The following is a 25,917-nucleotide window of genomic DNA, read 5'->3' as shown; positions in this document are numbered from 1 at the left end:
CCCCATATGACGCCGCGTTTGCCCACCTTTCGGCGAAGATTGCGCGACATACCGCCTTCGAGCAGCACGGTGGGGAAGGATTCCGATGCGTTCCGCGGACGCGTGTCGCGGAGTGGCCGAAGTCCCCGACGAGAAGGTGGAAGAGACTACGCATGCAGGTCTGGCCGGGACAGACGTATCCGCTGGGTGCCACCTATGACGGCGCCGGCACCAACTTCGCGGTGTTCTCCGAGGCCGCGCAGCGCATCGAACTGTGCCTGCTGCACGACGACGGTTCGGAGACCGCCGTCGAACTGCGGGAGACCGACGCCTTCGTGCGGCACGCCTACCTCCCCGGGGTGATGCCGGGAGCGCGCTACGGCTTCCGGGTGCACGGCCCGTACGAGCCGTCCCGCGGGAACCGCTGCAACCCCGCGAAGCTGCTCCTGGACCCGTACGCGCGGGCGATGAGCGGCCGGACCGACTGGGACGAAGCGGTCTACGGCTACCACTTCGGGCAACCCGACACCCGCAACGACCTGGACTCGGCGCCGCACACCATGGCATCCGTGGTCGTCAACCCGTACTTCGACTGGGGCGACGACCGGCCGCCGCGCACCGCGTACCACGAGACGGTGCTGTACGAGGCGCACGTCAAGGGCCTGACGATGCGCCACCCCGATCTCCCGGACGAGCTGCGCGGCACCTACGCGGCGCTGGCGCACCCCGCGGTCATCGGCCACCTGACGGAGTTGGGGATCACGGCCCTGGAGCTGATGCCGGTGCACCAGTTCGTCCAGGACCACCGGTTGGTGGACGCCGGGCTCACCAATTACTGGGGCTACAACACCATCGGGTTCTTCGCCCCGCACAACACCTACGCCTCATCGGGGGACCGCGGGCAGCAGGTGCTGGAGTTCAAGACGGCGGTGCGGGCGCTGCACCGCGCCGGGATCGAGGTGATCCTCGACGTCGTCTACAACCACACGGCGGAGGGCAACCACCTGGGCCCGACGCTGTGCTTCCGGGGTCTGGACAACGCCTCGTACTACCGCCTCGCGGATGACCGGCGCCACTACACGGACACCACGGGCACCGGGAACTCCCTGCTGATGCGCAGCCCGCACGTCCTCCAGCTGGTGATGGACTCGCTGCGCTACTGGGTGCAGGAGATGCACGTCGACGGCTTCCGGTTCGACCTGGCGGCGACGCTGGCCCGGCAGTTCCACGAGGTGGACCGGCTGTCGTCCTTCTTCGACCTGGTGCAACAGGATCCGGTCGTCAGCCAGGTGAAGCTGATCGCGGAGCCGTGGGACGTCGGCGAGGGCGGCTACCAGGTCGGCAACTTCCCTCCGTTGTGGACGGAGTGGAACGGCAAGTACCGGGACACCGTGCGGGACCTGTGGCGGGGCGAGCCGCGCACACTGGCCGAGTTCGCCTCCCGGCTGACCGGCTCCTCCGACCTCTACCAGGGCGACGGCCGGCGGCCCATCGCCTCGGTGAACTTCGTGACCTGCCACGACGGGTTCACACTGCACGACCTGGTGGCGTACAACGACAAGCACAACGAGGACAACGGCGAGGACGGCCGGGACGGCGAGCGCTTCAACAGGTCCTGGAACTGCGGCGCCGAGGGCCCAACCGACGATCCCGGCATCCGCGCGCTGCGGGCCCGCCAGACGCGGAACTTCATCGCCACCCTGATGCTGTCGCAGGGCGTGCCGATGCTCAGCCACGGCGACGAGTTCGGGCGTACCCAGCGCGGCAACAACAACGCGTACTGCCAGGACAACGACGTGTCGTGGGTGCACTGGCCCGGTGGTGACGGCGGGGCGCGGGAGGACGGGGAGGCGTCGGATGCCGACGGTTCCTGCGATGCGGCGGAGGGCGGAGAGGACGACGGGAAGCGGGAGTTGGCGGCGTTCGTCCGGCAATTGGTGCGGCTGCGCCGCGACCACCCCGTCTTCCGGCGCCGGCGGTTCTTCCAGGGGCGCCCGGTGGAGGGCACCCGTGACGCGCTGTCCGACATCGCCTGGTTCACCGCGAGCGGCGCGGAGATGGGGCCGTGCGACTGGCAGTCGGCGCACGCCAAGTCCCTGACGGTGTTCCTCAACGGCAGCTCGGTCTCGGAGCCAGGACCCCGGGGCGAGCAGATCGTGGACGACTCGTTCCTGCTGATGTTCAACGCCCACGCGCACGAGAAGGAGTTCACGGTCCCCGTGCACCACGGGCGGCAGTGGCGGGTCGTGGTCGACACCGCCAGGCCCAGGACGGTCGCCGACGGGTCGGGCGCCCGGGTCAAGGCGGGCGACCGTCTGGCGCTCAGCGGCCGGAGCCTGCTGGTGTTGCAGCGCCCCACCTGACACGCGGCCGGCCGCCGCTCACGGGCGGGGCCGGTCCGCGCCGGCCGGCCTCCGGTACGGGACGGCTGTGGTGGCGCCGAGGGCGAGGACCAGGATCACGGCAGCCGCGCCGGGCGGCGGAAATCCGGTTGCGCCGTTCGCTGCCGACCGGCGAACATCGCGGTACCTGTCGTCTCGTCACACCTCGGGAGCATCGTCATGCGCGGATTCCTCGGAGCTTCTCAGCGCCCTGACCTGACGACAGTTTTCGAGGACCCGACCACTCATGCACCTCAGGAAGACCACCCCGTGCTCCGGTGACACCACACCCGCAGGCCCCTCCGGCCCCGTCCGCCACACCCTGAACATCGGGATTCTGGCGCACGTCGACGCGGGCAAGACCAGCCTCACCGAGCGGCTGCTCTTCGACACCGGCGTCCTGACGCGCCTCGGCAGCGTCGACGCGGGCGACACCCGTACCGACACCGGCGAGCTGGAGCGGCGGCGCGGCATCACCATCCGTGCGGCCGTCGCCTCCTTCACCGTCGGCGACGTCCGGATCAACCTCATCGACACCCCGGGGCACTCCGACTTCATCGCCGAGGTCGAACGCGCCCTCGGCGTACTCGACGGCGCCGTCCTGGTGCTGTCCGCCGTCGAGGGCGTACAGGCCGGCACCCGCGTCCTGATGCGGACCCTGCGGCGGCTGCGGCTGCCGACCCTGCTCTTCGTCAACAAGATCGACCGGGCGGGCGCGCGCGACACGGAGCTGCTCGCCGACATCCGCCGTGCCCTCGTCCCGGTCCCGGTCCCGATGGCCGCCGTCGAGGGCGCGGGGACGCCGCAGGCCCGGGTGACGGCCTGCGCCCCGGACGATCCGGCGGCCCGCGAACGCCTCGCCGAGACGGTCGCGGAGGCCGACGACGGGCTGCTGGCACGGGTCGTCGACGGCCCGCCGCCCGGCGTCCGGGAGGTACGGGCGGCGCTGGCCGCCAGGACCGCCGACGGCACGGTGCACCCGGTGTACTTCGGTTCGGCGCTCGGCGGCCAGGGCGTCGGCGCGCTCATCGACGGCATGGCCCGGCTGATCCCGCCGGCTCCGGTGGGCGGCACGGGCCTGCCGCACGGCACGGTGTTCGCCGTCACGCAGCCGCCGCACGGCGAACGGACCGCCCATGTGCGGCTCTACGACGGCGAGTTGCGGCCCCGCCAGCGGATCGCCCTGCACCGCACCGGCCCGGACGGCACCCGCACCACCCTGACCGGCCGGATCACCGCCCTCGACGTCGTCGGCGCACCGCCCGGCGCACGCGGCCCGCTCACCCCGGGCAACATCGCGGTGCTGCGCGGCCTGCCCGGGATCCGTACCGGCGATGTGCTGTGCCCCGCGGACACACCCGCTACCGGAGGCCAACGGGCCGACGTGGGACGGCTGTTCCCCGCCCCGACGCTGGAAACCCTGGTCAGGGCCCGCCGCCCGGCCGACGCCGCGGCGCTGCGCGGCGCGCTGCTGGCGCTGGCCGACCAGAACCCGCTGCTCCAGGTCCGCGCCGCCGACGGCGGGGCGACCTCGCTGCTGCTGCACGGCGAGGTGCAGAAGGAGATCATCGCCGCCACGCTCCACGACGAGCACGGCATCGCCGCCGACTTCACGCCGAGCCGGGTGGTGTGCACCGAACGTCCCACCGGGACCGGCGAGTCCTGCCACGAGATCGCCCGGCGCGACCACGACGGCCCCTGGGCCACCGTCGGCCTGCGGGTCGAGCCCGGCGCCCCCGGCTCCGGCCCCGTCTTCGCGTACGAGACCGAACTGGGCGCCCTGCCGCACGCCTTCCACCAGGCCGTCGAGGACAGCGTGCGGGACGGCCTGCGCCGCGGGCCGCACGGCTGGGCGGTGACCGACTGCCGGGTGGTGCTGACACGTTCGGGATTCGTCGGCCCGCTGAGCTGCGCCGGAGACTTCCGTACGGCCACCGCGCAGGTGCTGCGCAGCGCGCTGCGGCGGGCCGGCACCCGCGTCCACGAGCCGTATCACGCGTTCGACGCGGAGGTGCCGCCCGATGCGCTCGCGGCGGTCTGCGCGCGGCTGGCGGCGCAGGGCGCGGACATCCGCGAGACGTCCGGCGGCCGGGACCGCTGGCTGGTGTCCGGGGTCCTTCCGGCCCGCCGGGTCCGCGCCTGCGAGGAGTTGCTGCCGGGACTGACCCGGGGTGAGGGGCGGTGGACCTCGCACGCGTCGGGGGACCGGCCGCTGCCGGCCGGGGTGTCCCTGGACGGCTGAGCGGGGGCCCGCCCCGGAGGTGCCGTGGACGGCCCCGCTCAGCGCTCCGTCAGGACGTAATCCACATGTCCGAACGTGATGTGGTCGCCGGGCCCCACGGGCACCTCGCCCACCACCCGGCGGCCGTTGACGCAGGTGCCGTTGGTCGAGGCGAGGTCGCGGAGCATCCAGCCCTTGCCCTCGCTGCGCAGCTCGGCGTGGGACCGCGACACCGTCTCGTGGTTGAGCCGCAGGCCGACGCCCGGCGCCCGGCCGATCGTCAGCGGGATGGGCCCTGGCGGCGGGAGCATCAGCTTGGGCAGCCGCTCCGTGCGCCACGCCCGGCGGACCCTGATGTGGAAGGCCGACACCCGGCCCACCATCCGCAGCACCGCACCCTGGACCTTGCCGCGGCTCTCCAAGTCGGCCGTCGCCAGGGAGAGTTCGGAACACTCCTGGGCGGTGAGGACCAGTTCGAGCCGCCGCAGAAAGGTGTCCTGGGAGAGCCGCCCCTCCGCCGCGCCCTCCCGCAACAGGTGCAGCGCACGTTCCCGGTCCGCGTCCGACGGGCGCGCCGGCCGCGCGGGGAACTCGAGCGAAGTCATGCCGGTGATTCTCCGGGGCGCGCGAGCCGCTGTCCAGGCGATGTACCCCTCCCCGCACGGGTGCGCTGCCGTCCAGGCGCCGCGCCCGCGCCCGCCGGCCGCAGCCGCTTCGGCACCGCCGCTCCCCCGCTCGCCCGGCCGTCCACCCGGCGCCCCCGTGGTGGACACTACGTCCATGCCCCTGCGTATCTCCGACCTGCTGGCCAGGCCCGATCTCGCCCTGTCGGTCGCCTACGACGTCCCGGAGCCGCTGCGCGCGCGGCCGGTCGAGGCGGCGACCGTCTCGGATCTTCTGCAACCCGGCAAGTGGCTGCAGGGCGGCGAACTGCTGATGTTCGTCGGCCTGTTGCTGCCGATGGAGCCCGCCGCCTGCCGGGCGTACGTCCAGGACGTCGCCGACGGCGGCGCGGCCTGCCTGGCGCTGGGGCTCGGGCAGGGACTGCCGTACCAGGAGGCGCCAGGACCGCTGGTGGACGCCGCGCGCGCGGCCGGGCTGCCGCTGCTGACCGTGCCGGACGAGGTGCCGTTCATCGCGGTCACCAAAGCGGTCTTCGACGCACGGGCCCACGAGCAGCGCGAGATGCTGGCGCGGGCGTTCGCCACCCAGCGCCGGCTGACCGCGGCGGCGGCGGGCGACGGCCTGCGGCCGATGCTCCAGGAGTGGACGGAGGCGACCGGCGTGGGGGCCGCGGTGCTCGACCCGCTGGGCCGGCTGCTCGCCGCGGGCGGCGGCCCCGGCACGGGGACGGACGGGGCGCCGCCGGACGAGGCCCGCGACCTGATCGAGCGGGTCGCCGCCCGCGGGCTCCGCGGCAGCGCCGCCAGCACCGTCGCCGGGCGGCAGTTGGAGGTCCAGCCGCTCGGCGCCCGCACGCTGCGCGGACTGCTGCTGCTCACCGGCCGCCCGGACGCCGCGGCCCGTTCGGTGGTACCCGGCCTGGTCTCGCTGCTCTCGCTGGAGCTGGAGCGCCGTCATCTGCACGACGAGCCGGAACGGCGCCGCAGGTCGGCGCTGCTGTCCGAACTCCTGGCCGGCGAAGGTCCCGGCGCCGAGCGGGCCCGTGACCTGCTGGCGTCGGCGGGGCTCGCCGCCGACCGGGTACGGGGTGTCGTGGTCGAGGCGCCTGGCGGTCCCGACGACGGGGCGCGGGAGGCGGCGGCGCAGGAGATGGCCGCGGCGCTGGCGCTGGCGCTGCCCGGCGGCCTGGTCCGGGTGGCGGACGGGACGATCGAGGCGGTGGCGGGCGAGGAGTCGGGCATCCGTGAGGTGCTCGGCAGGTTCGCGCCGCACCGCCCGGCCGGTATCGGCCCCGCCACGGCGCCCGAGTCGGTCCGGGTGTCGCTGCGGCAGGCCGCGGGGCTGCTCGGTGTGAGCCGGGCGGCGGGCGAGCCGGCCGAGGCCCGGCAGAGCGAGACCAGCCGGCTGCTGCTCGATCTGGGCGACCGGCACACCCTGCTCGGCTACGCGGACAGCGTGCTGGGGCCGCTCGATCTGGCGGACAACGGCGGGGAGTTGCTGGCCACCCTGGCGGCCTGGCTGGAGACCGGCGGCGCCTGGGACGCCACCAGCCGGCGGCTCGGCGTCCACCGGCACACCGTCCGCAACCGTCTGGACAAGGCGATGGCCCTCACCGGGCGGCGGCTCGACGACGCCGACGACCGCTTCGACCTGTGGCTCGCCACCCGCATCCGCCGCGGCGGCACCCCACCCGCGGGCGGCGCCGTCTCCGACGCCTCGCAATGACGCCGCACCTGTACCGCCAGGACCGGGCCCGTACAGGTGCGGAGGGGGCGCTGTGCTACGGAGTGGTGCAGATCGCGAAGGCTCTCAGGAATTGAGTGGTGGTGTCGGTGTTCGTGCCCCGGACACTCCACTGCCCCGTGCTGGCGACGAACGAGTCGGTGAAGAACACCCTTTGGCCCTGCGTCACGCCGCCTCCTCCGGTGGGCACCGTGCCGGCCGGACAGGCCACGGAGGCCAGGAGGTTGCCCCCTGGCGGGATGTTTACCGCGGGTCCGAAGACCTGGGGGTGGGCGGCCTTCGGCGCCGCGTCGTGCTTCGGGGTCTGCTTGTCCGCGCCGCTGTCGTGTGCCACGTGCTTCGGGGTCTGCTTGTCCGGGCCGCTGTCGTGTGCCACGGCCGCCGTGGCCACGCCTGCGGCCAGAACCGCGACGGACAGCAGGACCGGGATACGAAGACGTCTCATCTCGACCTTCCAAGTGCCGTGATGGTGCTGGGAGTTGTGCATGCCCCCGGGGTCCGCACCGACCCGGCGTGTCACCCGTTCAGCGCAAGCGGAATCGATCCACCGCCACCCGAAAGGATTACCCCCTGTCCCGTAACCCCGCGTCCCGCCTCCGGCATCGGCGCGATGGGAGTTCCCTCGGCGAACGGGGGGTCGACTCCTGGTCCGGAAGAATTACCTGCCGGGGCACCCCGGCAGGCGAACCCGGCGACCCGCATGACACCATCACCCCGCCCGCCCCTTTCGTCGCCCCTCCCCCACCGTCTTTACTGCGAATGTGACTTACGAGACCCGAGCGACCGGCCCGCTGCCCACCGCCACCGACCGGCCCCGGCCCTCCCCTGCCGCCCGGGGCGGCAAACTGGTCGCCGTCAGCGACCTGCACGTCAGGTACACCGACAACCGCGACATCGTCGAACGGCTGGCCCCGGAGTCGGACGAGGACTGGCTGCTGGTCGCCGGGGACGTCGGCGAACACGTCGACGACATCCGCTGGGCGCTCACCCGGCTCAGCGAACGCTTCGCCAAGGTCGTCTGGGTGCCCGGCAACCACGAACTGTGGACGCCGAACAACGATCCGGTGCAGCTGCGTGGCGTGGCCCGCTACGAGCACCTGGTGGAGATCTGCCGCGAACTGGGTGTGGTAACCCCCGAAGACCCGTACCCGGTGTGGGAGGGCGAGGGCGGGCCCGCGGTCATCGCGCCGCTCTTCGTCCTCTACGACTACTCGTTCCGGCCCCCGGGCACGCACACCAAGGAAGCGGCGCTCGCCGTGGCCCACGAGGCCGGAGTGGTCTGCACCGACGAGTACTTCCTGCACCCGGACCCGTACCCCACCCGCGACGCCTGGTGCCGGGCGCGGCTGGCGGCCACCGAGGCCCGGCTCGCCGAGATCCCCGATGAGCTGCCGACCATCCTCGTCAACCACTTCCCGCTGGTACGCGAGCCGCTGCGACCGCTGCGGTACCCGGAGTTCTCCCTGTGGTGCGGCAGCGAGGCGACCGCCGACTGGCCGCGCCGCTTCCGTGCCGCGACCGTCGTCTACGGGCATCTGCACATCCCGCGGCTGCTGACCTGCGACGGCGTCCCGCACCAGGAGGTGTCGCTGGGCTACCCGCGGGAATGGCGCGGGCGGGCGAAGGAGCCGGGCCGCCCGGTGCAGATCCTGCCGCCGGTGACCGTGGGAGCGACGGCGTGATCGACAAGCTGCTGCCCCGGCCGATCGTGGTGTCCGAGGCGTTCGACGACCGTCCGCTGTCCGACATGTTCCCGGAGGAACGTGCGGCGGTGGCCCGCGCGGTCCCCGCCCGTCAGCGGGAGTTCGGCACCGTACGCGCCTGCGCCCGCGCCGCCCTCGCCGAGTTCGGCATCGCGCCCGCGCCCCTGCTGCCCGGCCCCGACCGGGCGCCGCGCTGGCCGGATGGGCTGGTCGGCGCGATGACCCACTGCACCGGCTACCGTGCCGCCGCGGTCGCCCGCACCTCGGACTTCGCCTCCGTCGGCCTGGACGCGGAGCCCCATCAGCCGGTCAGGGACGCCGGGGTGGTCGACCTCGTCACGCTCCCCGAGGAACGCGAGCAGCTGTCCCGGCTGCGTGCCGCGCAGCCCGACGTCCACTGGGACCGGCTGATCTTCAGCGCCAAGGAGAGCGTCTACAAGGCGTGGTACCCGCTGACCGGCCGCTGGCTGGACTTCGAGGAGGCCCATCTCACCCTCGACCCGACGGACGCCACCTTCACCGCCCGCCTTCTGGTGGAGGGGCCCGTGGTCGACGGCGTCCGGGTCAGCGCCTTCCAGGGCCGCTGGCTGGTGGCGTCGGGCCTGGTGGTCACGGCGATCACGGTGCCGCGCTGACGGTCCTTGCGGGTGTGCGTACGGGCGCCGGCGGAGTGGTCCACCGGCGCCCGTACACGCGGGCCGTGGGTCTCAGCCCTCGTCGGCCGCCAGCCGCAGCGAGATGGAGTTGATGCAGTACCGCTGGTCGGTGGGGGTGGCGTAGCCCTCGCCCGCGAAGACGTGGCCGAGGTGGGAGCCGCAGCGGGCGCAGCGGACCTCGGTGCGCAGCATGCCGTGCGAGCGGTCCTCGATGAGCTCCACGGCGTCGGTGTCCTTCGGGTCGTAGAAGGACGGCCAGCCGCAGTGGCTGGCGAACTTGGTGTCGGAGCGGAACAGTTCGGCGCCGCAGGCGCGGCAGGAGTAGACACCGGCGGTCTCGGTGTCGGTGTACTCACCGACGAAGGCGGGCTCGGTGCCGGCCTGGCGGAGCACCTGGTACTCCGCGGGGCTCAGCTCCGCGCGCCACTGCTCGTCGGGCTTGTCGATCTCGTACGGCATCTGGGGTCTCCTCAGCTCAGCTGCCCAGGCGGGACAGGATGGCGGGGCCGAGGTCGGTCACATCGCCCGCGCCCATGGTGAGAACAAGGTCACCGGGCTTGGCCATTCCTGCGATCACGTCCGGGACGGCGGCACGGTCGCTCTCGGCGGTGACGTCGGCGCCCGCCGCGCGGGCCGCTTCGATGATCAGGGCGCTGGTGATCCCGGGGATCGGGTCCTCGCGCGCCGGGTAGATGTCCAGGACCACGCAGGCGTCGGCGAGGGCCAGGGCCTGGCCCATTTCCGTGCCCAGCTCCTGGGTGCGGGAGAAGAGGTGGGGCTGGAAGACGACCAGGACGCGGCTGTCGTCGGTGGCGCCGCGGATGGCCTCCAGGTCGGCGGTCATCTCCGTGGGGTGGTGCGCGTAGGAGTCGATGACCTGGACGCCGGCCGCCTCGCCCTTGAGCTGGAGGCGGCGCTTGACGCCCGTGTAGGTGCCGAGCGCGGAGGCGAGGTTGTGCGGCGGCAGGCCCAGGGCGATGCCGGCGGCCAGCGCGGCGACGGCGTTGAGCGCGTAGTGCCTGCCGGGGACGGAGACGGTGAAGGTGAGGATCCGGCCGGTGGCGAGGGAGACGCTGACGTCGCTGGTCAGACCGCGTGGGTTGATCTTGAGGATGCGGACGTCGGCGTCCGGCGACTCGCCGTAGGTGACGACCTCGATGTCGTACCTGCCGGCGATCTTCTCGGTCAGCTCGCGGGCGCCGGGCTGGTCGGCGCAGACGACGAGGGTGCCGCCGGGCCGCACCCGGCCGATGAAGGTCTCGAACGACTCGTAGATCTCGTCCATCGAGGCGTAGTTGGCGTGGTGGTCGAGCTCGACGTTGAGGACGATGGCGACCTCGGGGGCGTACTTGTGGAAGCTGCGGTCGCTCTCGTCGGCCTCGGCCACGAAGATCTCGCCGCTGCCGTGCTCGGCGTTGGAGCCGGGTGCGTCGAGGTCGCCGCCGATGGCGTACGACGGCTTGAGGCCGAGCGAGGTCAGCGAGACGGCGAGCATGGACGTGGTCGTCGTCTTGCCGTGGGTGCCGGCGACGGCGATCGGGCGGCGGCCGTCCATCAGGGAGGCGAGCGCGTCGGAACGGTGCACCACCGGGATGCCGCGTTCACGGGCGGCGGCCAGCTCGGGGTTGTCGTCGCGGATCGCGGAGGAGACGACGACGCTGGTGGCGTCATCGGCCAGATGCCCTGCGGCGTGGCCGATGTGCACCGTGGCGCCCAGCTCGCGCAGGGCCTGGGCGGTCGCGGACTCCTTGGCGTCGCTGCCCGCCACCGCGGCGCCGCGCTGCGCGAGGATCTTGGCGATGCCCGACATGCCGGCTCCGCCGATGCCGATGAAGTGCGGCCGGTCCATCGAGGCTGGGATGGCGGATGCCATGGCTGGGTCTCCCTGATCGTCGCGAGCGGTCGTGCTGACGTTGATTCTCGCACCCCCCGCTGTCAGCGCCGGATCAGACCTTGCGCGGTGCCCGCCGCGACCGCCGAGGTACGGGAGTCGACGCCGAGCTTGGCGTAGATGTGCACGAGGTGGGACTTGACGGTCGCCTGGCTGAGGAAGAGCTTCTTGCTGAGCTGCGCGTTGGACAGGCCGTCGGCGACGAGTTGCAGGACCTCGGTCTCGCGGCGGGTCAGCGCGGTGGCGGGCGCCCGCATCCGGTCCATCAGCCGCAGCGCGATGGTCGGTGCCAGCGCCGATTTGCCCGCCGCCGCGGTGCGGACGGCAGCCGCCAGTTCCTCGGGCGGCGCGTCCTTGAGGAGGTAGCCGGTCGCTCCTGCCTCGATCGCCGCGAGGATGTCCGCGTCGGTGTCGTACGTGGTCAGGACCAGGACGCGGGGCGCGCCCTCGCGGGCGGTGATGGCGGCGGTGGCCTGGGAGCCGCGCATCTCGCCGCCGAACTGGAGGTCCATCAGGACCACGTCGACGCCGGGCCGCTCCGCGAGGGTGACGGCCTGTTCGGCGGTGGGGACGTCGGCGACGACCTCGAATCCCGGCTCGGTCTCCAGCACCGCGCGCAGCCCGGCCCGTACGACGGGGTGGTCGTCGGCGAGCAGCAGCCGGATCGGGGTGTCGTCCTTCACGGGGTGGCCTCGCTCTCCCTCGTCCCGGGGTGCGCCGGTGCGCCGGTCCGCTCCGGTACCGGCAGGGTGACGGCGACGGCGGTGCCCTCGCCGGGGGCGGACTCGACGGCGAGGGTGCCGTGCAGCGCGCGGGCGCGGGCGCGCATCGCGGCGAGGCCGAAACCGGCACCGGTGGCCGCGGCGGAGCCGGCCGGCGGGACGTCGCCCGGGGCGAAACCGGCGCCGTCGTCGACGACGTCCAGGGCCACCTCGGTCTCCATGTAGCTCAGTGTCAGCTCGGCGCGGCGGGCTCCGGCGTGCCGGACGGTGTTGGCGAGCGCCGACTGCGCGATGCGCAGCAGGGCGACCTCGTGCGGGGTCGGCAGCTCGGTGGGCACGCCGGAGACCTGGCAGTGCACGGCGAGCCCCGAGGCGCGCGCGGTGGTGGCGCACAGCCGCTCCAGCGCCGCGGGCAGCGACCCCGCCTCCAGGTCGGGCGGGCTCAGCTCGCGGACGAACCTGCGCGCCTCGGCGAGGTTGTCGACGGCGGTCGTACGGGCGTGCCTGACGTGTCCCAGGGCGGTGTCGGCCCGCTGGGGCAGGGCGCGTTCGGCGGCCCGCAGCAGCAGCTGAATGCTGGACAGGCCCTGCGCGAGGGTGTCGTGGATCTCCCTGGCCAGCCGCTCGCGCTCGGCGAGCACCCCGGCGGCGTGTTCGGCGGCGGCCAGGTCGCTGCGGGCCGCGGTCAGCTCCTCGATGAGCCGGCGACGCTGCTCGCTCTCCCGGTAGAGGGCCTGGTAGCCGAGGACGACGGCGACCGCGACGGCCGCGCCGAGCACCGGGCCGATGACCGTGCCGACGTTGAGGGTGTGGGTGTGCCGGGCGAATCCGGCGATGGCGACCGCGGTCGTCCCGGCGACGGCGGGCAGCGCCCAGCGCGGCGGCAGCAGGTGCAGCTGCACGAAGAAGAACGGGAAGGCCAGCCAGATGCCGTCCTGGGTGAGCGCGAGCAGCACCATCCACACGACGGCCACGGCACCCAGCCACAGCGCGGCGGCGCCGGATGACGGACGGACGCGGAGCAGCGCGGGCCCGGCGGCGTAGCAGGTGAACAGCACGACGGCCGTGGCGGTGACGGCGGCGGCGTGCGGGGCGTGCTCCGCCACCGCGCGGGCCGCGGCGAGCGCCAGCAGTGCGGCCACCATCAGGTGGAGGCAGCCGCGCAGCACGCGCAGGACGGGGGTGAGGGAAAGGTCGGTCACGGCCCCTCCAGATTAAGGGCCGCCTCCGGGGGCGGCATCAATCGAAAGGTGGAGCGACCGGGCCGCCTTTCGACTCCGGTGAAGCACTCCCCGGCGCGATGCCCGCGCCCCCTGCCCGGCGCGACGGTGGAGCCAGTCGCCGGGCACCGGGTCCGGACGCCGCGAGGAAGGAAGGCCGGACCTGTGTTCGTCGCCTGGAAAGACCTGAGATTCGCCAGGGGCCGGTTCGCCCTGATGGGGACCGTCATCGTGCTGATCACGGTGCTGGTCGGCCTGCTGTCGGGGCTGACCGCGGGCCTGGGCCGGGAGAACACCTCGGCGATCACCTCGCTGCCCGCCGACCACCTGGTGTTCTCCGCCCCGGCCGACGGCGGCACGGTGTCCTTCGCCGATTCCCGGCTGCCCGACAAGAGCGTGCGGGGCTGGTCGCAGGAGCCGGGTGTGGAGAGCGCCGAACCGCTGGGCATCGCCACCGCCAAGGCGGAGGCGGGCAGCAGGACGGCCGCGCTGTCGGCGTTCGCCGTCCGGCCCGGCTCGCGGCTCGCGCCGGAGGCGGGCAAGATCGCCGACGGCCGGGCGGTGCTGTCCCGGCAGGCCGCCGACGACCTGGGGGCGCGGGCCGGTGATGCGATCACCCTGGGCGGCCGGACGGTGCGGGTGGCGGCGGTGTCCGGCGCGGCGATGTACAGCCACACGCCGGTGATCTGGACGTCGCCCGGTGACCTGCGCGCGCTGCCCGGCGGCTCCGGCGGCGCGACCGTGCTGGCCCTGACCACCTCCGGGTCTCCCGATCTGGCCGCCGCCGACGAGAAGTTCGGCACCCGTACCGTCACCGCAGCCGCCGCGCTGGACGGCATCGGTTCCTACGCCGCGGAGAACGGCTCGCTCCAGCTGATGCGCGGCTTCCTGTTCGCGATATCGGCGCTGGTCATCGGGGCGTTCTTCACCGTCTGGACGATTCAGCGCAGCGGCGACGTGGCGGTGCTCAAGGCGCTGGGCGCCTCGACCGGCTATCTCCTGAAGGACGCGCTCGGCCAGGCCGTGGTCCTGCTGGTGCTCGGCACCGGCGTCGGCACCGCGCTCGCGGCCGGACTCGGCGCCGCGGTCGGCGGGACCGTGCCGTTCGTCCTGGATCCGTCGACCGTGCTGGTCCCCGCGCTGATCATGATCGCGCTCGGTGCCGTGGGCGCCGCGCTGTCCATCCGCCGCATCACGTCCGTTGACCCGCTGACCGCCCTGGGAAGTGTCCGATGAGCCTCGAACTGACCGACGTCACCCTCACCTACCCCGACGGCGGTGCCCGGCTGACCGCCCTGGACAAGGTGTCGCTCACGGTGCCGGCCGGCACGCTGACGGCCGTGATCGGCCCGTCGGGTTCCGGCAAGTCCAGCCTGCTGGCGGTGGCGGCGACGCTGATCACGCCGGACAGCGGCCGGGTGGTGATCGCGGGCCGGGACACCGCGGGGCTCGACCGCGGCGGCCTGACGGCGCTGCGCCGCACCACCATCGGGACCGTCTTCCAGCAGCCGAACCTGCTGCCGTCGCTGACCGCGGCCGAGCAGCTCCAGGTGATGGCACATCTGGACGGCCGCTCACCCCGTAAGGCCAGGGCGCGGGCGCTGGAGCTGCTGGCGTCCGTCGGCCTGGCCGATCAGGCGGGCAAGCGTCCGCACCAGCTGTCCGGCGGCCAGCGGCAGCGGATCAACATCGCGCGAGCGCTGATGAACGACCCCGCGGTGCTGCTGGTGGACGAGCCGACCAGCGCCCTGGACCACGAGCGCGGCGCCGCGGTCCTCGACCTGCTGACCACGCTCACCCACCGGCGCGCCACGGCGACGGTGCTGGTCACCCACGACCGCTCGCACCTGGACGCGGTGGACGCGGTCGCGGAGGTGACCGACGGGCGGCTCAGCGGGGCGCAGGGCTGAGCCACCCGGTAGGCCCCGGCTCAGCCCTCCGTGGCCTGGGCCGGGTCGTCGGGTGCGTGGGAGAACAGCTTGAGCACCGGTACGCCCACCTTGTGCCGGGCCCGCGAGGCCCAGTCGCGGTGGAAGAACTCCTCCACGAAGTGCGGGGTGGTCAGCACGATCACCTCGTCCGCGCCCGTCTCCTCGACCATGGACCGCAGCAGATCCAGCGGGTGGCGCTCGACGAGCTTGCCGGTGGCCTCGGCCCCGGCGTCCCGCAGCGCGGCGAGGGTGTGGGCCAGCGCCTGCTCGGCCGACGCCTCCGCCCGGCTGCCTTCCGGTTCCTCCCCCTCGCGTACGGCGTCGTCGAACTCGCCGAGTGCGACGTCGTCGATCGCCCGCAGCAGGATGTCCTGCGCTCCGCGCGGCTGCATGAGGACGACGAAGGAGACCTGATCGTCGCCGTGCAGGGTGGTCACGAAGTCCACATCGGCGGGCGTCAGAGGCTTCTCGATCATCAATACGCTCGTGATCACGACGGGCGCCCTTCTTCTCTTCTTCCGGGTCGCCGCATGGCACGGCACCCCACAGAAACCATCCTGCCCCGTCGCCACCGGGGCCTGTTGACATTCAGTTTGCCCAAAGGAAGCGAAGCGGAACGGGTAATTCCGCTGATTGTCAGCTTCGACGGTAGTGGGTGAACAAGAACCCGGCCTCTTCCAGTACGGACACCAGACCGAATCGCTCGGGCACCGGGACGGCGGGACCGCGCATGATCCGCGGCGCGTCTCCCACCGCCACGACCGGCGCCAGCGAGAGGCACATCTCGTCCAGCGCCCCGGCCGCCGCGAACTGCCCCAGCAGGGCCGGGCCACCCTCGGTGAGCAGCCGACGGTACCCCCTCCCGCCCAGCACACCTGCCACCCGGGCGGGATCGACGCCGAGCCCCTCGCCTGCGAACAGCACATCGGCCCCGGCCTCCTGTGCCGCCGCCACCTTGTCGGCGGGCGCCCCTGCCCCGGTCAGCACGACCGTCGGCACCAGCGGCGCGGTGAACAGCGGCAGGGTGAAGTCCAGGCCGAGCCCGGCGCTCACGATCACGATGGCGGGGGCCTGGGCCTGCCCCGCAGCCGCCCGCCGCGCGGCGAAAGCCTCCCGGGCGCGGGCCGGCCTGTACCCCTCCTGACGAACCGTTTCCGCGCCGACCACGACGGCATCGGCCAGCCCCCGCAGCACACCGAAGATCCGCATGTCGGCGGCCCCGGACAGCGGCTGCGAACGGCCGTCGTGATGAGCCGCGCCGTCCAGCGACGCCACCATGTTGGCGCGCAGCCACCCGGCACGTCCGGCCCGCACCGGATCGTCGGCCGCCGGATACGCGTAGGAGTCCGCCAGTTCGTCGAGCGTCCACTCGCGGTCGGCGGTCACGGCGTCCCCGGGCGGGACGGCCGGGTCGGGAAGCGGGTACAGGCGTCGCATAGGCGGCAGTGTGACATGCCTCGCCCTGCGCACCTGGCCACACCGCTCAGCGACTAAGCTGGAGCGTTGTGTCGTCTTCCCAGCACTCGTCGTCGTCCTCCTCCGCACCGTCCGCTCCGATAGCCGGGCCGCCGGGCAGCGGGAGCGCGGACGCCCCCGTCGCGCTGAGTTCCCGCGCCCCGCACGTCCCCGCGGACCGGCTCGTCGCCGAGATGGTGCCGCCGCCGCGCTTCCAGGGCGCCCGCTTCGACACGTACATCCCCGACACCAAGCAGCCGAGCCAGGCCGAGGCCGTCCAGGTGCTCGGCGCGTTCGCGGCGGGCATCGGCGGCTCAGCGGACGCCGGCGCCGCCAAGCGCCGCTGGTTCGCCAAGAAGCCGGCCGCGCCGAAGAGCCCCCGCGGCGTCTACCTCGACGGCGGCTACGGCGTCGGCAAGACACACCTGCTCGCCTCCCTGTGGCACGCCACCGACGCGCCGCCCGAGCGCAAGGCGTTCGGCACCTTCGTCGAGCTGACCAACCTCGTCGGCGCGCTCGGCTTCCAGCAGACCGTCCGCACCCTCGGCGAGCACCGCCTGCTGTGCATCGACGAGTTCGAGCTGGACGACCCGGGCGACACGGTGCTGGTCTCCAGCCTGCTGTCCCGGCTGGTGGAAGCCGGTGTGGCGCTCGCCGCCACCTCCAACACGCTGCCGGGCAAGCTCGGCGAGGGCCGGTTCGCCGCCGCCGACTTCCTGCGGGAGATCCAGGGCCTGAGCGCGCACTTCCGGCCGCTGCGCATCGACGGCGACGACTACCGCCACCGCGGTCTGCCCCAGGCCCCCGCCCCGTACGACGACGAGACCGTCACGCGCACCGCCCACCGCACCCCGGGCGCCTCGCTCGACGACTTCCCCTCCCTGCTCGACCACCTGTCCCAGGTGCACCCCAGCCGCTACGGCGCAATGTGCGACGGCATCCGGGCGGTCTGCCTCACCGACGTCCAGGCCGTGCCCGACCAGTCCACCGCGCTGCGCCTGGTGGTACTCGCCGACCGGCTCTACGACCGTGAGGTACCGGTCCTGACCTCGGGCAAGGCGTTCGACGAGCTGTTCAGCGACGAGATGCTGCGCGGCGGCTACCGCAAGAAGTACTTCCGCGCGATCTCCCGGCTGACGGCGCTGGCGCGCGACGCGGGCCCGCTGGTCACCCCGTAGCGGACGGCCGGCCGCCGCTTCGGGCACCCGGAGGCGGCGTCCGGCCCGGCTTGTTCCCGGCGGCCGGAGCGCGTGGTACACACATGCGCATCACGTCACCTGTCCGCCAGCAGGGAGTTGCCCATGTCCGCGACACGACGTCAGATCCTCGCCGGAACCGGTGCGCTGGGCGCCGGCATCGCCTTCACCGGGAGCTTCTCGGAGCTCTTCGCCGGAACCGCGACCGCCCACGGCATGGGCCGGCGCGGCTACGGGCCGCTGGTTCCCGACCCCGACGGCCTGCTCGACCTGCCCGAAGGCTTCCGCTACCGGGTGCTCTCGCGCGAGGGCGACCCGCTGGTCTCCGGTGAGGGCAAGGTGCCGAGCAACTGCGACGGCATGGCGGCGTTCCCCGGCCTCCCCGGCGCCCGCGGGCGCACCCACCTGGTGCGCAACCACGAGAACCGCACCGACTCCCGCTCCCCGGTGCCGACCGTCCCCGGCCTGACGTACGACCCGGGAGCCGAGGGCGGCTGTACCGCGCTGGAACTGGGCGCGGACAACTCCGTACGCTCCGAACGGGTCGCCATCGCCGGTACGTCCACCAACTGCGCGGGCGGCCACACCCCGTGGAACACCTGGCTGACCTGCGAAGAGACCGAGCACCTGGCCGGCGAGGAGAACTACACCAAGGACCACGGCTTCATCTTCGAGGTCGATCCCTACGATCCGCGCCGCACCGGCGCCGTGCCGCTGACCGCGATGGGCCGCTTCCAGCACGAGGCGATCGCGGTGGACCCGGGCACCGGCACGGTCTACGAGACCGAGGACGCCTTCGAGAAGCCGTTCGGGCTCTTCTACCGCTTCCTGCCCCGGAAGCCACGCGGCGGACGCGGTTCGCTGCGGGCCGGCGGCAGGCTCCAGGCGCTGCGGGTGCCCGGCGTCCCCGACCTGTCCACCGTCCAGCAGCCCGGCACCGTCCTCGACCACCTGACCTGGGTGGACGTCCCCGACCCGCTGGCCCGCCACACCCCCGTCCGCTTCCAGGACTTCGGGCCCGGCGGCATCACCCACGCCCAGAAGCTGGAGGGCTGCTACTGGGGCGGCAGCTGCGTCTACTTCGTCTCCAGCTTCGCGCACAGCGCGGAGGGCTCGGCCGCCGACCACTACGGCCAGGTGTGGAAGTACGAGCCGAAGCGGCGCCGGCTCACGCTGGTCGTCGTCTTCGGTCCCGACAGCGACCTCCAGCTCCCCGGTGAGTCCCCCGACAACATCTGCCTCGCGCCGAGCGGCGGCCTGATGGTGTGTGAGGACGGCGGCGGCGCCCAGCACGTCTTCGGGCTGACCCGGCGCGGCCGGGTGTACGCCATGGCCCGTGGCCGGCAGAACATCGGCACCCCGCAGAAGCCGGAGTGGGGCGAGTTCGCCGGCATCACCTTCTCCCCCGACTTCCGCAGCATGTACGTGAATTGCTACACACCAGGCACCACCTTCGCGGTCACCGGGCCCTGGTCGCACTGACCCGGCGGACGGCTGCCGGGCCGGACGGGCGCCGGACGGAGCGGGCGAGCTAGCCGGAGCAGGCCGAGCGCTCCGCCTCCTGCCATGCGCAGACCGGGCAGAGCACGATGCCGGGGCAGGTCTCGGGGTACTCGGTGGGCTCGCCGCACAGGACGCAGGCGGCGGGCGGCACCGGGGCGTGCGTCTCCTGCGCGGGGCCCGGGGCGCCGTCCGTCCCGGGCCCGCCGGTGCGTTCCGTACCGGCGGCGCCCGCTTCCGTGCTCATCGGTGCCGCACCGTCCGTCCGCCGCTCCCGCTCGTCCATACGGCCGAGCCTACGCTCCCGGTGCGGGCCGTGGTCCGGCGTCAGCCGCGGCGTGCGCTGAGGGCGCAGGTGGCCGTGACGGCGGCGGCAGCTATCAGGAAGGTGGCGGCCAGCGGCAGCCACGGGACGGTGATCGTGCCGTGCGCGGAGCCGGTGACCAGGCCGCTCACGGCGGCGTTGGCCGGGGACGCGCCCAGCACGAGCAGCAGCAGCGCGGCGGTCAGTCCGGCGGGTATCGCTGATGCGGTGCCGCGCAGCACCGGCCGGTTGCTCAGCACGCCGACGGCCGTGCCCAGCAGCACGCAGGCCAGGGCCGTCAGCAACCCGGCGAGGGTCGCGGGCAGGACGGGCACGGCCACCCGGTGGTCGGATGAGTGCGGGTCGGAGAGCAGGGCGACGAACGCCGTGCCGGCCAGGGCGAACAGCCAGGACGCGAAGGTGGCGGTCAGTACGGCGGCGAGGTGCACCCGGCCCGGCCCGGCCGCCGCGGCGGCGCAGTGCCGGGCGGCGGGCGGTTCGCCGGTGAGGCAGATCCGGGTCAGCCAGACCGTGAGGGGCAGCAGCGGGGCCGCGGCCCAGCCGTAGGCGTCGAGGATCGGGCCGCCGGTCTGCACGCCGATGGCCAGGAACGCGGCGTAGCAGATGGCCGGCGGCAGCCAGCGGTGCGAGCCGGTCAGCAGGGCCGCGTGATAGCGCAGGAGTGCGGTCATGGCAGGGGTGCTTCCTCGGGGTGGACGCTCCCGGCGCTGCCCGGCGGACCGCTTCGGATGCCGTCGGGAGGCGGCGGGGAGCTCGCGGGGTGGTCGGCAGGCGGAGCGCCTGCGGGGTGGTCGGCGGCCGTGACCGAGCGGATGTGCCAGGGCGGGCGCGCGGTGAGCAGCGCCCGCAGCAGGGCGTCGGAGTGGGCGGCGGCGACGGTCAGCCGGACCGTGCCGTCCGGGCCCGCCGCGGTGCGGGGTCTGCCGGGCAGCTCCGCACCGGGGATGCCGGGCGGTCCCGCGGGCCGCGCCGGACCGCCGTCGGCCTCGATGGTCACCTGTGGTCCCGTCGCGGGCCCGCCGTCCGGCGCGGGCCCTTCCGCCTCGGCCCGCAGTTCTCCGTCCACCACGCGGTAGCGGGCGTCGGCCGCGCCCGCCAGGCGGCGCGGGTCGTGGTCGACGAAGAGGACCGTGCCGCCGTCGGCCACGCGCTCGGCGACGGCGCGGTCGAGTACCTCGCGGGCGGCGGCGTCCAGGCCCGTCCACGCCTCGTCGAGCACCAGCAGTCCGGGGGCAGCGAGCAGCGCCTGGGCGACCGCGACCTTCTGGCTGGTGCCTTTCGACAGGTCGGCGAGCGGCGTCTTCGCATGCCCGGCGGCGCCGAACCGCTCCAGCCACTCGGCGGCGCCGCGGGCGGCTGCCGGACCGCTCAGCCCGTGTATCCGGCCGAGGTGGGTGAGGTAGCCGGCGGCGGTGAACGGCATCGCGACCGGGAAGCGTTCGGGCACGTACGCGGTGCGCGGGCGGCCGGTGATCCGCCCGGTGGTGGGCCGGTCGATGCCCGCGCACAGACGCAACAGGGTGGACTTCCCGCTGCCGTTGGTGCCCTCGACCCGCAGCAGCGCCTGCCCGGGAAGGTCGAGCCGTACGTCCCGCAGCACCCATGGGCCGCGTACGCCGTACCGCCTGCCGACTCCGTCCAGTCTCATGAGATCCCCCCGACATCCCGTCTCCCGCACCTGTCAACGCGGGCCGCCGCGGCGGGGTTCCCGCCGGCCGCGCCCCGTTTCCGTTCCCGTGCCGGCCCGTCGCACCGGCCCGCGGGCCCCGGTTCGGGCGGCTGGCAGACTGGGCGGGTGACCAGCACCGAGACCACAGGACCCGACCCCGCCGAGCCCACCGGATCCGCCGCGCCCGGCGGCGCCCCCGGCAGCAGCCCGTTCCGCCACGAGGAGACCGACCGGGACGCCGCGCCGCAGTTCGTCCTGCCGCTCGTCGTCCGTATCGAGCGGGCCGAACCCCCGGCGCGTACGGACGCGTTGGAGACGGCCGCGCGGGCGGTACTGGTGCTGCTGACCGACGAGCGGGCCACCGGCGAGGGCGACTGGGCCGCGGCGGTGCGGGACTGGCAGGACGCCAGGATCCGCAAGGTGGTGCGGCGGGCACGCGGCGCGGAGTGGCGTCGCGCGCAGGCGCTGCCCGGCATCACCGTCACCGGGGATCGCGCCGAGGTGCGGGTCCACCCTCCGGTGCCGCTGGACGGCTGGCCGAAGGACCTGGCCCGCCTCCAGGTCTCGGGCACCGATCTGGACGACCCGGAGCCGCCTGCCGCGCCGGCCGACGGGGTGCCGGTGCTGTGGTGCAATCCGGAGCTGGAGATGTCGGCGGGCAAGACCATGGCCCAGACCGGGCACGGCGCGCAGCTGGCCTGGTGGGAGCTGTCCGAGCCGGAGCGCGCCGCCTGGCGCGCGGCCGGTTTCCCCCTGGCCGTGCGGACCGCGTCGCCCGACGCCTGGGAAGAGCTGACCCGCAGCGGGCTGCCGACGGTCCGGGACGCCGGATTCACCGAGATCCGTCCGGGCTCGGCCACGGTCATCGCGGACCACCCCGCCCTGCGCGCACGGTGAGCCCCACCGTTTGTCGTGGAGGGCCCGTTGCTGCGCTGCTCTCCCGGCGGGGGCTAGCCCTACCTGGAGCGGGAGGGTAGCGGGATCGCTCCGGCGGCCACATCCGGAAAAGCTGGGTCCGGCACATACCGCTGGTTACCCAACGATTCCACAGGAGTTGGCACGTGCGTGAGCAGGCATGGCAGAGGCTTCGTTCTTCCAGGCGGCGGCAGCGGAACGGCCGGCGCGCAGCCGTGCCGGCCGTGGCTGCGGTGGCCGTCGGCGTCCTGACGGCGGTTGCCCTGGCGCCGCCCACGGCGTTCGCCGCCGCCGGGCCCGACACCGTCCAGCAGGGCCTGAACGCGCTGGTGCGCACCGACGGCCTGCCCGCCGCGCTGGCGAGCGTCAAGGACCGCGAAGGCCACACCCGCACCTACACCGCGGGGGTCGGTGACCTGGCCACCGGAGCGAAGGTGCCCGACGACGGGCAGGTGCGGATCGGCAGCAACACCAAGACGTTCACCGCGGTGGTCGTGCTCCAACTGGTCGCCGAGGGGAAGATCCGCCTCGACGCCCCGGTCGACACCTACCTGCCGGGCCTCGTCCGCGGGAAGGGCATCGACGGACGCCGCATCACCGTCCGCCATCTCCTCCAGCACACCAGCGGACTCCCCAACTACACCGACTACGACCTCCAGCCACGGCACTACGAACCCCGTGAGCTCCTCGACATCGCCCTCCGGCACAAGGCCCACTTCGCCCCCGGGAAGAAGTGGGAGTACAGCAACACGAATTACGTGCTGGCCGGGCTGATCGTCCAGAAGGTCACCCGCCGCCCCGTCGCCGAGGAGATGGACCGGCGCATCATCCAGCGCATCGGGCTGCGCCACACCTACTTCCCCGCCCCCGGTGACGCGACCGTCCGAGAGCCCCACCCCAAGGGCTACACCCGGGATTCGGCAACCGCGCCGCTGCGCGACGTCACGGAGATGGACCCCTCCTGGGGCTGGACGGCAGGCCAGCTGATCTCCACCAACTCCGACCTCAACAGGTTCTTCACCGCGCTGCTGGCCGGCCGTCTCCTCCCGGCGGCCCAGCTCGCCCAGATGCGCACCACCGTCCCCGCCGAAGGGACCTTCGGCCCCGGCGCCCGCTACGGACTGGGCCTCGTGAGCATGCCACTGTCGTGCGGCGGTGTCTCCTGGGGGCACGGCGGCAGCATCCCGGGATACGAGACCCGGGGCGGCGTCACCGACGACGGTCGCGCCGCCAACGTCGCGGTGACCCTCCAGCCGCTCGGCGAGGCCGCCATGGAGCACGTCGGGAAGGTCGTGGACACGGCTCTGTGCCGCTGAACCACGCCCGGCCGTCTTCACACCGGCAATGGCCGGATTGACCCATGTGGGAACCAGACCGGTGAAAAGCGGGACGGAGCACAGGCGCGTCCACCACAAAGGGCGTCGCCATGCTCCGTTTCGCAGGCCGGTGGCGAGGGCCGAGGCTTCTTTCCTGCCGTTCGTTCTCTCCGTTGTCACCGGACGGAGCGGACGCGGGTGTGGGCGGACACGGGGCCCGTGGAAAGGCCGCGGCGCCCGGCCCGTACCGTACGGCTCATGCTGACCTCTCTCCTCGGCTTCACGGTGGTGGCCGGACTGCTGACGATCTCGCCCGGCCCCGACTTCGCCGTGGTGCTGCGGACGGCGCTCGGTTCCGGGCGGCGCGCCGCGCTGTGCAGTGCGCTGGGCATCGCCGCCGGCTGCTTCGTCTGGGGTCTTGCCGGTGCGGTCGGCCTGACGGCGATGCTGTCCGCGTCCCAGCTGGCGTACGACGTCCTGCGGGCGGCCGGTGCGCTGTACCTGATGTGGCTGGGCTTCCGGGCGCTGCGCGGCGCCCGGCGGATGCGGCGGGCCCCGGGGACGGCGCGGCGGACCGCCGGTACCGGGCGGCCCGGTACGGCGGCGGCCCATGGGGACGACGGCCAGGGAGCGGAGCGGGACGGCGCGGCCGGGCCCCCGGAGACACCGCGGCGCGCGTTCCGTACCGGGCTGCTCACGAATGTGCTCAACCCCAAGGTCGGGGTGGTCTACATGTCGCTGCTGCCGCAGTTCATCCCGCACGGCGCCCCGGTCGTGACGACGACCCTGCTGCTGGTGGCCGTGCACGCGGCGCTGGGTGTCCTGTGGCTGGGCGCCGTCGCGCTGGCCGTCCACCGGGCGCGCGCCGTGCTCCAGCGTCCCCGGGTGCGGCAGCGGCTGGATCAGGCCACCGGCGGTGTGCTGCTCGCACTGGGGGCGGCCGTCGGGTGGGAAGCCGCACGCTGAGCCTGCGGCCACGGGGCGCCGGTGACCAGGCCCCTCGCCGCGCGGCATCGCCGCACGTAGAAGCTCAAATTCAGCTCTGAAACCCGCGCCCACAGGATTCGGCGCGGCGTACCGGGGCGAGGAATACCGCACAGCACGGAGCGGGGAGGGGGACGTATGGAGCGCCTCGGTACGGGGATCGGATGGCGGCCGGAAATCGCCGCGGACATCGCGGGGCTGCCCGGGGTGGACTGGGTGGAGGTGGTGGCCGAGAACCTCTGTCCCGGTCATCTGCCGCCCGCCCTTGAGGAGTTGCGCGGCCGGGGCATGACGGTCGTGCCGCACGGTGTCTCGCTGGGGCTCGGCGGCGCCGAACGCCCCGACCCCGGCCGGCTGTCGGCGCTCGCCGAGCGCGCGGTGGCCCTGGACGCGCCGCTGGTCACCGAGCACATCGCGTTCGTCCGCGCGGGCGGGCCGCCCACCGGCTCGCCGCCGCTGGAGGCGGGGCACCTGCTGCCGGTGCCCCGCACCCGGGACGCCCTCGACGTGCTGTGCGAGAACGTCCGGATCGCCCAGGACGCGCTGCCGGTGCCGCTGGCCCTGGAGAACATCGCGGCGCTGGTCAACTGGCCGGGCGAGGAGATGACGGAGGGCCAGTTCCTCACCGGGCTCGTCGAACGCACCGGCGTGCGCCTGCTGATCGACGTCGCCAACCTGCACACCAACCACGTCAACCGGGGCGAGGACCCGGCGGTGGCGCTGGACGGGATGCCGCTGGACGCCCTCGCGTATGTGCACGTCGCGGGCGGGGTGGAGCGCGACGGCGTGTGGCACGACAGTCACGCGCACCCGGTGACCCGGCCGGTGCTCGACGTACTGGCCGCGCTCTGCGCCAGGACCACGCCGCCCGGTGTGCTGCTGGAGCGCGACGAGGACTTCCCCGAGGCCGGGGAGCTGGCCGGCGAACTCGGGGCGATACGCGCCGTCGTGGAGGAGGCCCGTGGTGCCGAAGCGGCCTGAGACGGCGAACGGGCCCGGCGCGGGGCAGGGCGGGACGGCGCCGGAGCCCCCCGCGACGACGGGCATCACGGAGATGTCCGGCACCGACGCCGCCCGGCAGCGGCTCGCGCTGGCGCAGACGGCGCTGCTGTCGGCCCTGGTGGCCGGGGCGCCGGTCCCGGATGGCTTCGACCACGAGCGGCTGCGGGTGCAGAGCCGGGCGCTGTCGGCCAAGCGGGCTTCTGTGGTCGCGAAGGTCGCACCGGAGCTGCCCGGCATCCTCGGTGCCGGCTACCGGCCCGCGTTCCTCGCGTACGCGCAGGGCCGCCCGCTGACCGGCGGCCACCGGCAGGACGCGCTCGACTTCGCCGCCCATCTGCTGGCCCAGGAGCGGCCGTCCGACGCCGCGGCACGGCAGCGGCTGACCCGGTGGTGGCAGGACCGCGCGGGGCCGAGGCCGCCCCGCTCCGGCCCGATGTCCCGATTCGTGCGGGCCGTACGGCTCGCCTTCCAGCGGAGGTGACCG

Annotated in this window: 23 protein-coding genes and 1 pseudogene; 13 read left to right on the top strand and 11 right to left on the bottom strand. The window is 73.9% G+C overall.

What is annotated here, in order from left to right; genetic code table 11:
• Positions 1 to 152 precede the first annotated feature (152 nt).
• Complete coding sequence (glgX, locus tag ACIBK8_RS16730) at positions 153 to 2,342, top strand: glycogen debranching protein GlgX (RefSeq protein ID WP_399042554.1); 2,190 nt, start codon at positions 153 to 155, stop codon at positions 2,340 to 2,342.
• A 265-nt stretch (positions 2,343 to 2,607) separates the two neighbouring features.
• Positions 2,608 to 4,602: a tetracycline resistance ribosomal protection protein Otr(A) gene (otr(A), locus tag ACIBK8_RS16725; RefSeq protein WP_399042553.1), complete on the top strand. Its 1,995-nt coding sequence runs from the start codon at positions 2,608 to 2,610 to the stop codon at positions 4,600 to 4,602.
• A gap of 38 nt (positions 4,603 to 4,640) precedes the next feature.
• Here otr(A) and ACIBK8_RS16720 read toward each other — a convergent pair whose 3' ends face one another.
• The gene (locus ACIBK8_RS16720) at positions 4,641 to 5,186 is read right to left on the bottom strand and encodes an FHA domain-containing protein (RefSeq protein ID WP_399042551.1); all 546 of its coding nucleotides are present in this window, start codon (positions 5,184 to 5,186) and stop codon (positions 4,641 to 4,643) included.
• Between the two features lie 175 nt (positions 5,187 to 5,361).
• Here ACIBK8_RS16720 and ACIBK8_RS16715 point away from each other — a divergent pair, with 175 nt between their 5' ends.
• Positions 5,362 to 6,930: a PucR family transcriptional regulator gene (locus ACIBK8_RS16715; protein ID WP_399042550.1), complete on the top strand. Its 1,569-nt coding sequence runs from the start codon at positions 5,362 to 5,364 to the stop codon at positions 6,928 to 6,930.
• A 55-nt stretch (positions 6,931 to 6,985) separates the two neighbouring features.
• Here ACIBK8_RS16715 and ACIBK8_RS16710 read toward each other — a convergent pair whose 3' ends face one another.
• Positions 6,986 to 7,393 (bottom strand): hypothetical protein, encoded by a 408-nt coding sequence (locus tag ACIBK8_RS16710; RefSeq protein WP_399042549.1) that lies wholly within the window; start codon positions 7,391 to 7,393, stop codon positions 6,986 to 6,988.
• A 316-nt stretch (positions 7,394 to 7,709) separates the two neighbouring features.
• Between ACIBK8_RS16710 and ACIBK8_RS16705 the strand changes: the two genes are divergently transcribed.
• Complete coding sequence (locus ACIBK8_RS16705) at positions 7,710 to 8,630, top strand: metallophosphoesterase family protein (RefSeq protein ID WP_399042548.1); 921 nt, start codon at positions 7,710 to 7,712, stop codon at positions 8,628 to 8,630.
• On the top strand, positions 8,627 to 9,286 hold the full coding sequence (locus ACIBK8_RS16700) for a 4'-phosphopantetheinyl transferase (protein ID WP_399042547.1): 660 nt from the start codon (positions 8,627 to 8,629) through the stop codon (positions 9,284 to 9,286). The genes ACIBK8_RS16705 and ACIBK8_RS16700 overlap by 4 nt, the downstream gene beginning before the upstream one ends.
• Positions 9,287 to 9,358: 72 nt before the next feature.
• Here the strand turns inward: ACIBK8_RS16700 and msrB are convergent, their stop codons facing one another.
• From msrB to ACIBK8_RS16680, 4 genes are all read right to left on the bottom strand, one after another.
• Positions 9,359 to 9,766 carry a peptide-methionine (R)-S-oxide reductase MsrB gene (gene msrB / locus ACIBK8_RS16695; RefSeq protein ID WP_393687345.1) on the bottom strand — a complete coding sequence of 136 codons (408 nt, stop codon included), beginning with the start codon at positions 9,764 to 9,766 and terminating at the stop codon, positions 9,359 to 9,361.
• A gap of 16 nt (positions 9,767 to 9,782) precedes the next feature.
• Positions 9,783 to 11,180 (bottom strand): UDP-N-acetylmuramate--L-alanine ligase, encoded by a 1,398-nt coding sequence (gene murC / locus ACIBK8_RS16690; protein WP_393687344.1) that lies wholly within the window; start codon positions 11,178 to 11,180, stop codon positions 9,783 to 9,785.
• 62 nt (positions 11,181 to 11,242) lie between these two features.
• Positions 11,243 to 11,881, bottom strand: a complete 639-nt coding sequence (locus tag ACIBK8_RS16685; protein WP_399042546.1) for a response regulator — start codon at positions 11,879 to 11,881, stop codon at positions 11,243 to 11,245.
• Positions 11,878 to 13,065 (bottom strand): sensor histidine kinase, encoded by a 1,188-nt coding sequence (locus tag ACIBK8_RS16680; RefSeq protein WP_399042605.1) that lies wholly within the window; start codon positions 13,063 to 13,065, stop codon positions 11,878 to 11,880. The genes ACIBK8_RS16685 and ACIBK8_RS16680 overlap by 4 nt, the downstream gene beginning before the upstream one ends.
• A gap of 240 nt (positions 13,066 to 13,305) precedes the next feature.
• On the opposite strand from ACIBK8_RS16680, the gene ACIBK8_RS16675 reads away from it, so the two are divergent.
• Together ACIBK8_RS16675 and ACIBK8_RS16670 are read left to right on the top strand one after the other, a co-directional pair.
• Positions 13,306 to 14,376, top strand: coding sequence for an ABC transporter permease (locus ACIBK8_RS16675; RefSeq protein ID WP_399042545.1), 1,071 nt, complete (start codon positions 13,306 to 13,308; stop codon positions 14,374 to 14,376).
• Entirely contained in the window at positions 14,373 to 15,050 is a 678-nt protein-coding gene (locus tag ACIBK8_RS16670; protein ID WP_399042544.1) for an ABC transporter ATP-binding protein, read from the top strand. The genes ACIBK8_RS16675 and ACIBK8_RS16670 overlap by 4 nt, the downstream gene beginning before the upstream one ends.
• A gap of 20 nt (positions 15,051 to 15,070) precedes the next feature.
• Here ACIBK8_RS16670 and ACIBK8_RS16665 read toward each other — a convergent pair whose 3' ends face one another.
• Complete coding sequence (locus ACIBK8_RS16665; protein WP_399042543.1) at positions 15,071 to 15,547, bottom strand: indole-3-glycerol phosphate synthase; 477 nt, start codon at positions 15,545 to 15,547, stop codon at positions 15,071 to 15,073.
• A 160-nt stretch (positions 15,548 to 15,707) separates the two neighbouring features.
• On the bottom strand, positions 15,708 to 16,508 hold the full coding sequence (locus tag ACIBK8_RS16660) for a dihydrofolate reductase family protein (protein ID WP_399042542.1): 801 nt from the start codon (positions 16,506 to 16,508) through the stop codon (positions 15,708 to 15,710).
• A 119-nt stretch (positions 16,509 to 16,627) separates the two neighbouring features.
• Here ACIBK8_RS16660 and zapE point away from each other — a divergent pair, with 119 nt between their 5' ends.
• Positions 16,628 to 17,704, top strand: coding sequence for a cell division protein ZapE (gene zapE / locus ACIBK8_RS16655; protein ID WP_399042604.1), 1,077 nt, complete (start codon positions 16,628 to 16,630; stop codon positions 17,702 to 17,704).
• Positions 17,705 to 17,827: 123 nt separating this feature from the next.
• Positions 17,828 to 19,204: an alkaline phosphatase PhoX gene (locus ACIBK8_RS16650; RefSeq protein ID WP_399042541.1), complete on the top strand. Its 1,377-nt coding sequence runs from the start codon at positions 17,828 to 17,830 to the stop codon at positions 19,202 to 19,204.
• Between the two features lie 49 nt (positions 19,205 to 19,253).
• Here the strand turns inward: ACIBK8_RS16650 and ACIBK8_RS16645 are convergent, their stop codons facing one another.
• The 3 genes from ACIBK8_RS16645 to ACIBK8_RS16635 form a co-directional block, all read right to left on the bottom strand.
• On the bottom strand, positions 19,254 to 19,469 hold the full coding sequence (locus tag ACIBK8_RS16645) for a hypothetical protein (RefSeq protein ID WP_399042603.1): 216 nt from the start codon (positions 19,467 to 19,469) through the stop codon (positions 19,254 to 19,256).
• Between the two features lie 80 nt (positions 19,470 to 19,549).
• Complete coding sequence (locus tag ACIBK8_RS16640; RefSeq protein ID WP_399042540.1) at positions 19,550 to 20,218, bottom strand: ABC transporter; 669 nt, start codon at positions 20,216 to 20,218, stop codon at positions 19,550 to 19,552.
• A complete protein-coding gene (locus tag ACIBK8_RS16635) occupies positions 20,215 to 21,195 on the bottom strand; it encodes an ATP-binding cassette domain-containing protein (RefSeq protein ID WP_399042539.1) in 981 nt (326 codons plus the stop codon). The genes ACIBK8_RS16640 and ACIBK8_RS16635 overlap by 4 nt, the downstream gene beginning before the upstream one ends.
• Positions 21,196 to 21,342: 147 nt before the next feature.
• Here ACIBK8_RS16635 and ACIBK8_RS16630 point away from each other — a divergent pair, with 147 nt between their 5' ends.
• The 4 genes and pseudogenes from ACIBK8_RS16630 (at position 21,343) to ACIBK8_RS16615 (ending at position 25,914) form a co-directional block, all read left to right on the top strand.
• Positions 21,343 to 22,113: an aminoacyl-tRNA hydrolase gene (locus ACIBK8_RS16630; RefSeq protein ID WP_399042538.1), complete on the top strand. Its 771-nt coding sequence runs from the start codon at positions 21,343 to 21,345 to the stop codon at positions 22,111 to 22,113.
• Between the two features lie 233 nt (positions 22,114 to 22,346).
• Positions 22,347 to 23,447, top strand: a complete 1,101-nt coding sequence (locus tag ACIBK8_RS16625; RefSeq protein ID WP_399042537.1) for a serine hydrolase domain-containing protein — start codon at positions 22,347 to 22,349, stop codon at positions 23,445 to 23,447.
• 258 nt (positions 23,448 to 23,705) lie between these two features.
• Positions 23,706 to 24,413: a LysE family translocator gene (locus tag ACIBK8_RS16620; protein WP_399042536.1), complete on the top strand. Its 708-nt coding sequence runs from the start codon at positions 23,706 to 23,708 to the stop codon at positions 24,411 to 24,413.
• 156 nt (positions 24,414 to 24,569) lie between these two features.
• Positions 24,570 to 25,914, top strand: a pseudogene (locus tag ACIBK8_RS16615) (DUF692 domain-containing protein).
• The last annotated feature ends 3 nt before the right edge of the window (positions 25,915 to 25,917 follow it).

The organism is Streptomyces sp. NPDC050161 (genome assembly GCF_044460025.1).
Taxonomy (GTDB): domain Bacteria; phylum Actinomycetota; class Actinomycetes; order Streptomycetales; family Streptomycetaceae; genus Streptomyces.
This window is presented reverse-complemented; position numbering and strand designations above follow the sequence as displayed.